Here is an 878-nt window from a genome sequence, read left to right as displayed (position 1 = left end):
TATGAGTATCAGGACTCTCGGTAGCTATACTACCATAATACACAACCGAGGCCTTCGTGTCCAGGGGGTAGAGAGAACTTCTTGCGCCAGGTAAACACGGGGTTTACTGAAAGCTTACGAAGGAGGTGCTCCGTGCCATCTATGCTGGTGAGGATGGCGAACAGGCACGGCGTGAGTCGGAGAACTGGTTCGGAGAAGTTCAGGCCAGTGGAATCAAGGAGATGATTGAAGCCTCCCGGACGCTGATTCATTGGAAGGAGCCGATTCTTAACTTTTGGCAGCATCGTATTTGCAATGCTGTTACCGAGGGAAAGATCAATAAGATCAAAGCTCTCAGACGGCGAGCTTTCAATTACAACAACTTCCAAAATTTGAGGCTGAAGATCTTGGAGCAGGAGGAGATGACACCCTCTTCCCCCCATCAGAGGGTGTAGGAGAAACCCTAATTTAAACCACAGCTTCGCTCTTTGAAGAGGAATCATAGCAACTATTCCTGATTGTGGACAATGACGCTCGGTGGAAAACGATGGATAACTCTTAGGGTTACCCACATTTCCTACCTCGCTTGGACAAGTCTTGGACTTGCCCACATTGCCCACAATCCCGATAAATACTATTCTCATAATAAAAAAACACGATGAATGAAAAACGAACATGGGAAATCTACACAACTTTCACGATGAAAGAAAAAGACCCAAAAACTATTCCACCAGCAGCCAAAGCCCCGATCAACAAACAAACCAGTCCGACAATCCATGTCTTTTTCAATTTCCTTTTCCTCCTTTAATTTAATTGGCTCTTCTCCCTTAAGTGTGGGTAACTGGCCTAAAAGCACCCCGTATCTTCAGGAAGAAATACTGCATATCTCTATACCCATA

1 protein-coding gene is annotated in these 878 nt (G+C 45.4%); it reads left to right on the top strand.

The window, feature by feature from the left end:
* The first annotated feature begins 125 nt into the window (after nucleotides 1-125).
* The gene (locus HW443_RS12055; RefSeq protein ID WP_176236261.1) at nucleotides 126-434 is read left to right on the top strand and encodes a transposase; all 309 of its coding nucleotides are present in this window, start codon (nucleotides 126-128) and stop codon (nucleotides 432-434) included.
* Nucleotides 435-878: the final 444 nt, after the last annotated feature.

Source organism: Candidatus Hakubella thermalkaliphila, assembly GCF_013281975.1.
Classification (GTDB): Bacteria; Actinomycetota; Humimicrobiia; order Hakubellales; family Hakubellaceae; genus Hakubella; species Hakubella thermalkaliphila.
The sequence above is the reverse complement of the archived record's forward strand: the minus strand, read 5'-3'. Positions and strand labels throughout refer to the sequence as shown.